The 6,480-nt window shown below is 46.0% G+C and carries 11 protein-coding genes and 1 pseudogene; 3 read left to right on the forward strand and 9 right to left on the reverse strand.

What is annotated here, in order from left to right; genetic code table 11:
• Window positions 1–444 precede the first annotated feature (444 nt).
• Window positions 445–642, forward strand: coding sequence for a hypothetical protein (locus BLW34_RS14575; RefSeq protein WP_143037964.1), 198 nt, complete (start codon window positions 445–447; stop codon window positions 640–642).
• Between the two features lie 27 nt (window positions 643–669).
• Here BLW34_RS14575 and BLW34_RS14580 read toward each other — a convergent pair whose 3' ends face one another.
• From BLW34_RS14580 to BLW34_RS14605, 5 genes and pseudogenes are all read right to left on the reverse strand, one after another.
• The gene (locus BLW34_RS14580) at window positions 670–1,683 is read right to left on the reverse strand and encodes a hypothetical protein (RefSeq protein WP_090581115.1); all 1,014 of its coding nucleotides are present in this window, start codon (window positions 1,681–1,683) and stop codon (window positions 670–672) included.
• On the reverse strand, window positions 1,680–2,357 hold the full coding sequence (locus BLW34_RS14585) for a hypothetical protein (protein WP_090581117.1): 678 nt from the start codon (window positions 2,355–2,357) through the stop codon (window positions 1,680–1,682). The genes BLW34_RS14580 and BLW34_RS14585 overlap by 4 nt, the downstream gene beginning before the upstream one ends.
• Window positions 2,358–2,419: 62 nt before the next feature.
• On the reverse strand, window positions 2,420–2,710 hold the full coding sequence (locus BLW34_RS14590; RefSeq protein WP_090581119.1) for a hypothetical protein: 291 nt from the start codon (window positions 2,708–2,710) through the stop codon (window positions 2,420–2,422).
• Window positions 2,711–2,949: 239 nt separating this feature from the next.
• Entirely contained in the window at window positions 2,950–3,216 is a 267-nt protein-coding gene (locus tag BLW34_RS14595; protein WP_090581122.1) for a hypothetical protein, read from the reverse strand.
• A 150-nt stretch (window positions 3,217–3,366) separates the two neighbouring features.
• Window positions 3,367–3,787: pseudogene (locus tag BLW34_RS14605) on the reverse strand (antirestriction protein).
• Window positions 3,788–3,847: 60 nt separating this feature from the next.
• Here BLW34_RS14605 and BLW34_RS16265 point away from each other — a divergent pair.
• Window positions 3,848–3,994, forward strand: a complete 147-nt coding sequence (locus BLW34_RS16265) for a hypothetical protein (RefSeq protein ID WP_177166060.1) — start codon at window positions 3,848–3,850, stop codon at window positions 3,992–3,994.
• Here BLW34_RS16265 and BLW34_RS16270 read toward each other — a convergent pair.
• A complete protein-coding gene (locus tag BLW34_RS16270) occupies window positions 3,981–4,130 on the reverse strand; it encodes a hypothetical protein (RefSeq protein WP_177166061.1) in 150 nt (49 codons plus the stop codon). The two genes, BLW34_RS16265 and BLW34_RS16270, sit on opposite strands and share 14 nt — an antisense overlap.
• Window positions 4,131–4,290: 160 nt before the next feature.
• On the opposite strand from BLW34_RS16270, the gene BLW34_RS14610 reads away from it, so the two are divergent.
• Window positions 4,291–4,476, forward strand: a complete 186-nt coding sequence (locus tag BLW34_RS14610; protein WP_090581132.1) for a hypothetical protein — start codon at window positions 4,291–4,293, stop codon at window positions 4,474–4,476.
• Window positions 4,477–4,724: 248 nt separating this feature from the next.
• Here the strand turns inward: BLW34_RS14610 and BLW34_RS14615 are convergent, their stop codons facing one another.
• The 3 genes from BLW34_RS14615 to BLW34_RS14625 form a co-directional block, all read right to left on the reverse strand.
• The gene (locus tag BLW34_RS14615) at window positions 4,725–5,249 is read right to left on the reverse strand and encodes a hypothetical protein (RefSeq protein ID WP_090581135.1); all 525 of its coding nucleotides are present in this window, start codon (window positions 5,247–5,249) and stop codon (window positions 4,725–4,727) included.
• Between the two features lie 70 nt (window positions 5,250–5,319).
• Window positions 5,320–5,676, reverse strand: a complete 357-nt coding sequence (locus BLW34_RS14620) for a hypothetical protein (RefSeq protein WP_090581138.1) — start codon at window positions 5,674–5,676, stop codon at window positions 5,320–5,322.
• A 149-nt stretch (window positions 5,677–5,825) separates the two neighbouring features.
• Window positions 5,826–6,245, reverse strand: a complete 420-nt coding sequence (locus BLW34_RS14625) for a hypothetical protein (protein ID WP_090581141.1) — start codon at window positions 6,243–6,245, stop codon at window positions 5,826–5,828.
• Between the last annotated feature and the right edge of the window lie 235 nt (window positions 6,246–6,480).

Raw genomic sequence — 6,480 nt, forward strand, 5'->3', positions numbered from 1 at the left:
TTGTCTAGCGCTAACGCCATTGTTTACCCCCCGAAAATGTTTGAGGGTAATGAAATCAAATGGGTATTTTTAGATGGTAGCGTTGGACGCTTACGATCATAATGACGATTCCAGTAGTTATAATTAAAGTGTACGTTACTTCGATTAAAATCAATCCATTATCACGGCGCACCGAAGTTTGATTCAAAAAGATGTGACATTTTTGATAGGGCGTCCGGTAGATGCTAAAGGTGGAAAAAGGTGGTGAGTTCGTGGGGAACGGAGAGCGTTGCTGTGGGTATCTCTTTATTTTCTTTTTACCACCTTTGCCACCTTTTTTTTTCCGGCACATGGGAAGAATTCGATGCAGCACTATTCGTGTAACTCTGCCACCTTAGGGTTGCCCCGAGAAACCTCGGTATTTCCCCATGGGCTTGCCAGGGAAAAGTGGTGAAGGTGGTGGAAATGGCAAAAACCCATATGGGGCATGACTTTCCAGACGCCACCTTTGCTTCCCCCTTTTTCGGCCTGAAGGCCCAGCCTGCTAACTTAGCCAGTGCCTACCAAAAATTTCAGGTCGCCCCCCTCACCTCCTTTACCGCCTTTACCCTCTTTTTTCAGCCCAGGCACGGGGAATGTCGGTCGATCGCCTCAGGGGCCTGAGTTATGAATCTTAATTTGCAAGAAATATCAGTAGGAAGGTAACAATAATAAATCCGGTTCTTTTCCCCTTAACTCTTTTAGATATTGGGCGGGCGTAAGGTTGTTTCTTTGTATAAAATTAACCTCAGTACTCATGCTTCTAATCCTGGCAAAATTCTCTGAAGCAATACCATGAATTTCCTTGATTTTAGTTGCTACCAGTTTAGTTTCAGTAAGCATGCTGCCCGCTATACGATTATGGTAAGCAGCTTTTTTATCAAAATGACAAATAACCTGAGCTAATTCAGTATTAGTTTGCAAACATTTACGATACGCCCCAAAATCTCCTCTCAGAAAGCATGCATGCAGCTCTCCTTCCATTGCCGCAATAAAACGGGAATGTAGCTCTAAGGCTTCCGGTAACGGGAGTTCAGGATCACCCAAAACATTGTAGTCATCATCTTTTAGCAGGATTGAGTAATTATGCTTAATTACACGGAATTTAGTTTCGGCAGATCGAGCATACTCAATGCATTCTTTTTCGCCGTCAGCTGCTTCTGCAATGGATAGCTCTTCAATCGCAGCGCGTAATCTGCTGTAGCTGAGTGCATCAATTTTAATCTCGCTTCTTTGGACTATTTTCTTTAATTGACTCAATTCACCCAGTACATCATCCAGCTTGTTTTCCAGTTTTTCCAATTTACTTTTAACAGAAGCGAACCCAGCTACACTTACTCCCAATGATGCTACTGAGGCCAGTGCGCCAGCAGATGTGATGAGTTGCAATCCTTCAAGAGTTGATTGGATTTGCGTAATATTCTGCATTAATTGAGTATTTTGATGCGATAGATGCGCATACTGGCCAATCTGAATTACTTCTGAAATTACTGAAATTGGATTCATTGGAATAGCACTGAGCACTTTTCCGAGAGAGCCTGCTTCCTTCAAGTGCCCAATGACTTGGCCTGTAACCGCATCTTTTATGATTCCTCCATAACGCACGTACTCTCCTGACAACACCTTGGCCATAAATTGCGCAGGCACTTCAAAAGGAATCGTCATAGTAATGCCTCACCTTCCAACCGTTTCCTGATTCGGATCATTTGGATAGTTGCAAGTATTGTTTTTCTATAGGCAGGACCTCCCATAGCTCCGACCAACAATGGTATTGACACTAATAAACCTATGCCAGTACTGGATAGTAAGATTGAAGAGGACGACACACCAAATATACTTGCACTGGTGGAGGAGGCGAAATATAACGCTACTCGTGGCGCAACAACTGCACCAACAGTGCCCGATGCAAGCATAGTCATAATGCTGCTAATGGCTACTTGAGAATACCCCTCTTTTTCAAATCCTTTTTTTAACTCTTCCTCCTTTTTCTTTCTTTCAGAAACGGTAAGCTTCTTCAATTCCTTTTGGACTCTATCGAATAGGTATTCCTCTATTTCTTCCTCAATCCTTTCCTCGGGAGTGTCGTCATCATATTTATGAAATGTCCACAAAACCCCAGGTTTTAACTTATCAGCAACATCTATCAGAATCTTTTTATAAGGAAGTTCATGATCTTTCCTGAAAATATTCCTGAATGAATGACCTGCCGCAGATCGGTATTCTTTACTTATTACATGAATATCTTCAGTTATAGGTATCCTCAAAGCTTTGCATATTTCTGCCTTTTCTTCTTTAGTCGCTTTTCTTAATCTTGCAAAGATAATATCTCCGTATCCCATTTGATCCTTCTCCGATCTTCATCAAACTATAACGATACTGGCAATGCAGTAGTCGATTGACCTCATTGCTTTATCTTCCATGATTTTTCATGCTTAACCGTGCCAATTGAATCCGTTTCGTAGCTTCTGTCGCCGATTATTTTGTATTGATCCTTGCTCCCAGCGTCCCTTGTTCCAATGCTGTCGGTAGGTAGGATTCGGCCGTCTTTTTGAATGACATATGAAGGTTTATTGGTATCGATAGTGCCAATCGAGTCCGTCTGGTAGATACGGGCTTCATTATTGCCCTTATCAGCACTTCCAAATGGGATAAAGCTAATCATCAATACGACTACTGATAAGGTTCTAAGCATTCAGGATTCTCCTAAAGATATTGTCTTTAAACTACACCACTGATTTCCTGATTGTGATTGGAACAAACAATTTTCTGCTTCTATGTTGTGCCGTCCTCCACAACAAGTTGATAGCTCCTAAAATTTCCTGAATCTATGAAGCACTCATCATGATGTCGAAATGGTGTATGGAACTTTATTCCTGAGTGCATTAAAAAAATATTGTACGGAAGTACACGACGTAAAATTGAGGAGCAGCCTTAAAAACACTTGATGTATCCATTACGTTGCACGGGATTCTGGAGATGGCGCTGGCGACAAGTGGCGAGTGGCGCAGACGTTTTCGTGCTGATGGCGAGAAAAGGCGGAAAAGGTGGAGAAGGTGGTGTTCCGGCCTTCCCGTGCTGACCTCCAGAAATTCCAAGGGATCGCCCTTCACCTCCTTCACCGCCTTTACCACCTTTTTTAGCCACAGAAACAAAAAATGCCAGCAGGTAAGTTGAGGAAGGTGCGACAACGCAACTCATAGGCCGACGTTTTCGTGCAGGCGAGAAAGCAAAGGCGAAAAAGGTGGGAAAGGTGGTACTCCGCTGTATGGCCTCCCCAGATTTTTGGGATTGCCGCTTTCACCTCCTTCACCACCTTTGCCCTCTTTTTTCAGCCATATCCGAGAAATGTCAGTCAATCGCCCCCAGGATACCCTGTGCTTCCGGGTGCTCCAGCATGTAATCCCGCAGCCAGTGGTACTGCTGGGCACACGTCTCAGCCAGCCCCTCGATGTCGCTGAACGAAAGATGGCTGTAGGCATAGAGACAGACGGCGATACCCAGCGCATCCCCTGACAGCATGCCCGCATAAGCCATTCTCGCAAGACACATGAAAGGAAGTGCCTGAATCGGGCGCCATATAGAATCCTCCGTTGCTCAGAGCGTAGAATTCCCAGTATCCGTCGTTGTAATCAGGGGATAGCTTTTCGGCAAGTGCATACACAAACGGTTCAAGGCATAGTGGAAAATGCACCCCAAATAATGCAGCGGTGTGCTCAATGCGCTGGTGTTCATCTACGCGCTGACGTGTGACGGTTGTATTCGTTGACATATTCGCTCCTATTCTGCTGTGGTTAAATCAAAAAAAGAGAAGGAATGAGGAGCAGCACAAATGAATGCACTGCTCCCTGCTCTTTCTCCAGACGTGCAAAAGTCTCCACAAGTAGTGGATATCGTTTTGGCTGCTAGGAAGGGAGTGGTTTTGAGTATGAATGGAAGGGATGATGCGGTTTTAGAGGGCAGAATCAGTCTGAAGTGAGCTCCATGATTTCTTCAGGGTTCACTCTCGCCATCAGACCGGCTTGGGATTTGACAGCATCAGCCAATGCTTCATCGGGAATATCCCAGCTGAGCACTTCATTGATCGCGTCGAGGAGGTAGTTTTGATATTGCATGTTGAGACTCCTTTAGTGGTGGTTATGTATGAAATAGAAAATGACACCTGCGAACACGAGTATCACGATGAAAAACAAGGGATAGAGCTGGATCAGAGTTGCTAGGCCGACGCATCCAAATAGTCGAGTACGTTCGAATGCAAGACACAGCAAGGTGCCAATGATTAGGATCGTGATGGCTGTTGCCATTGAGCGGATTCCTCCTAAGCTATGGAAGGTGGGAAATGACATGAACAGTGATACCTGCAAGAAAGCGCATCACCGTAACCAGCATTGGATAGAGCAAGAACAGGATGGCCGCACATATAACGCCGAGCAGTCTCGTGCTGTTGAATGCAAGGCATAGCAACGTGGCCAAGACCAAGAGTGTGGTAGCTGTAATCATTGAGGCTTACCTCTAAGGAAAATTAGAAAGAAACGATTCAGGAAAAGCGTTGAGAACCAACAAGAACTACAAGATGGGTAGAAATTTGAAAGTGGCTCGGTATAAGATCGGTATTGCAGGGATGCTTCATTGCGAAGCCAGGAAACCCTTACTTTTCTTGAGGTTGTGAGCTAAGAAAATAAGTCACCCACGGAATTCAACTCCCTCGCTCAGTTGGTGAGCGCAGATGCATTTTCCTGGGTAGATTTGAGTTTCCTACCGCGTTTAGCTGGCTGTGAAGCTAATTCGGATGGTTGCTTGCCCTCTTCCGCTTTCAGATCGACAGTGGTATTGATGAGCTTTCTGATCTCGGCCATGAATTCCGCAGGATCGATGCGCTCATAGCCTCGCTTCTTATCGCCCAGGGGTTTCACCAATCCTTCCGCTTTCAATACAGCAAGCAGAAAGGCAGGGGTATTCAATGATCTGCCCTGGAAGAGCGGATACAGGATCAGCGATATGATGGGCCTCTCCTTTGGTTGCTTATCGAAGGCTTCCTGAATGGTATTGAAGGCAACCCATTCATCGCTGAAGAATCCACCTCCGGTATTGGACGCTACACGGAACTGGATATCGGATTCAGCTGTGCAGCCGATCTGATAGGTCAGCGTGGATTTACCAGTGAGTGAAGAGCAGGAACCGATCTTGAGAACACGGATTGCAAGTTTTGGCTCGTTGGATTTGGAACGTTTCATGGCAATACTCCTTGTAGAATTGAGGGTGTGATGCTTTCATATAAGATGCCCGGAAAGCCGCAACTTCTGGTTACTTGAGGGGTGCCAGTACTGCGATACCTTCGTATTGCTGATCGATGACCTTAGCTAGATCGAGGATGCCTATCTCTACTCCGCCGATATCAGCCAGTTGCTGACGTGTGGAATCAAGATCAGTGGTAAGTAAACATAGAGTCGTGCCATTTACTGCTGCCTGGAGGACAGTTACGTCGGTCAATACAAATGGGTGACGATGCAGCAGATCGATCAAAGCAAGGCATTCGGCATGAGCTCTCTCCATATTGGCGTCGAACTCCATGATGGCTGCTCGTTCCTCGAAATCTTCACGCAAGTTGGGATCAAGCGTACTGACGATGTCGGCTACGAGCGGATTCAAAGGTGTTTCCATGCGAGTCTCCTATAGAAGTGATACAGAAATGAAAGATCACCTATGCCCAGCGGGAAGCGGGTGATGGTGGGTGGTGGAGAGAGAATCCGGAAAACTGGAAATCTAGAGAACTGAAAATATGGAAATGCAGGGAGGCAGATAGGTAGGATTTAGGACTGAGCCAGTGCTGTTGCTGCTGTTGCCGGTACTGCATATTCAGCGCACATCGCCAGTAGATCGGCAGCGATGCCTGGGTGTTTCGGGATGAATATTGCGATACCGGAACCACCGTCGCTCAGGATGAAAACCATCTCGTAGCAACTCGCGTGTTCCTCTAGTACTTCGAAGGGTGGTGAGAAATCAGGCTCGCCATAGTGGGTGTCATCGAAAAAATTGCGCAGTATGGGCCAGCCGATTTCCTGCTCCAGGACTTCGACGCTATCGCCAGGTTCCACTACGATCATGTAGCCGTGAAGGTCGTTGTCATAGGGTTCACCGGCGCATATCTCCGAGAATCTTTGCTGCACCAGACTGCGAATGTCGGGATCGGGAATGCGATTGACCAAGGTGGGATCATTCAGGATGAGCATGGTGTACCTCCTATCGTTAATGGAAGACAGAAAAAGCAAAACGCCCAGGGCCAATGAATGACCGAGGGCGCTTTGAAGGATTGCGACGCTTTCAGATTATTGTAATGGAATGGACGCCCACTACCCTAAATGGCAACGAGGTGCCAAAGTAGTGTTGTTTAAAACCCTGTAACTAGAGAGGAGCGTCCGACATGAAAATTACGACAATTGGAATTGATCTGGCAAAGGAAGTGTT

It is taken from the genome of Nitrosomonas sp. Nm58 (genome assembly GCF_900107335.1).
GTDB lineage: Bacteria > Pseudomonadota > Gammaproteobacteria > Burkholderiales > Nitrosomonadaceae > Nitrosomonas.

Excerpts from the sequence above, each read along its gene's own strand:
- BLW34_RS14590 (WP_090581119.1), bottom strand. The coding sequence starts at position 2,710 with ATGCTTAGAACCTTATCAGTAGTCGTATTGATGATTAGCTTTATCCCA.
- BLW34_RS14575 (WP_143037964.1), top strand. The coding sequence starts at position 445 with ATGGCAAAAACCCATATGGGGCATGACTTTCCAGACGCCACCTTTGCT.
- BLW34_RS14620 (WP_090581138.1), bottom strand. The coding sequence starts at position 5,676 with ATGGAAACACCTTTGAATCCGCTCGTAGCCGACATCGTCAGTACGCTT.
- BLW34_RS14580 (WP_090581115.1), bottom strand. The coding sequence starts at position 1,683 with ATGACGATTCCTTTTGAAGTGCCTGCGCAATTTATGGCCAAGGTGTTG.
- BLW34_RS16265 (WP_177166060.1), top strand. The coding sequence starts at position 3,848 with ATGAATGCACTGCTCCCTGCTCTTTCTCCAGACGTGCAAAAGTCTCCA.
- BLW34_RS16270 (WP_177166061.1), bottom strand. The coding sequence starts at position 4,130 with ATGCAATATCAAAACTACCTCCTCGACGCGATCAATGAAGTGCTCAGC.
- BLW34_RS14585 (WP_090581117.1), bottom strand. The coding sequence starts at position 2,357 with ATGGGATACGGAGATATTATCTTTGCAAGATTAAGAAAAGCGACTAAA.
- BLW34_RS14610 (WP_090581132.1), top strand. The coding sequence starts at position 4,291 with ATGATTAGGATCGTGATGGCTGTTGCCATTGAGCGGATTCCTCCTAAG.
- BLW34_RS14615 (WP_090581135.1), bottom strand. The coding sequence starts at position 5,249 with ATGAAACGTTCCAAATCCAACGAGCCAAAACTTGCAATCCGTGTTCTC.
- BLW34_RS14595 (WP_090581122.1), bottom strand. The coding sequence starts at position 3,216 with ATGAGTTGCGTTGTCGCACCTTCCTCAACTTACCTGCTGGCATTTTTT.
- BLW34_RS14625 (WP_090581141.1), bottom strand. The coding sequence starts at position 6,245 with ATGCTCATCCTGAATGATCCCACCTTGGTCAATCGCATTCCCGATCCC.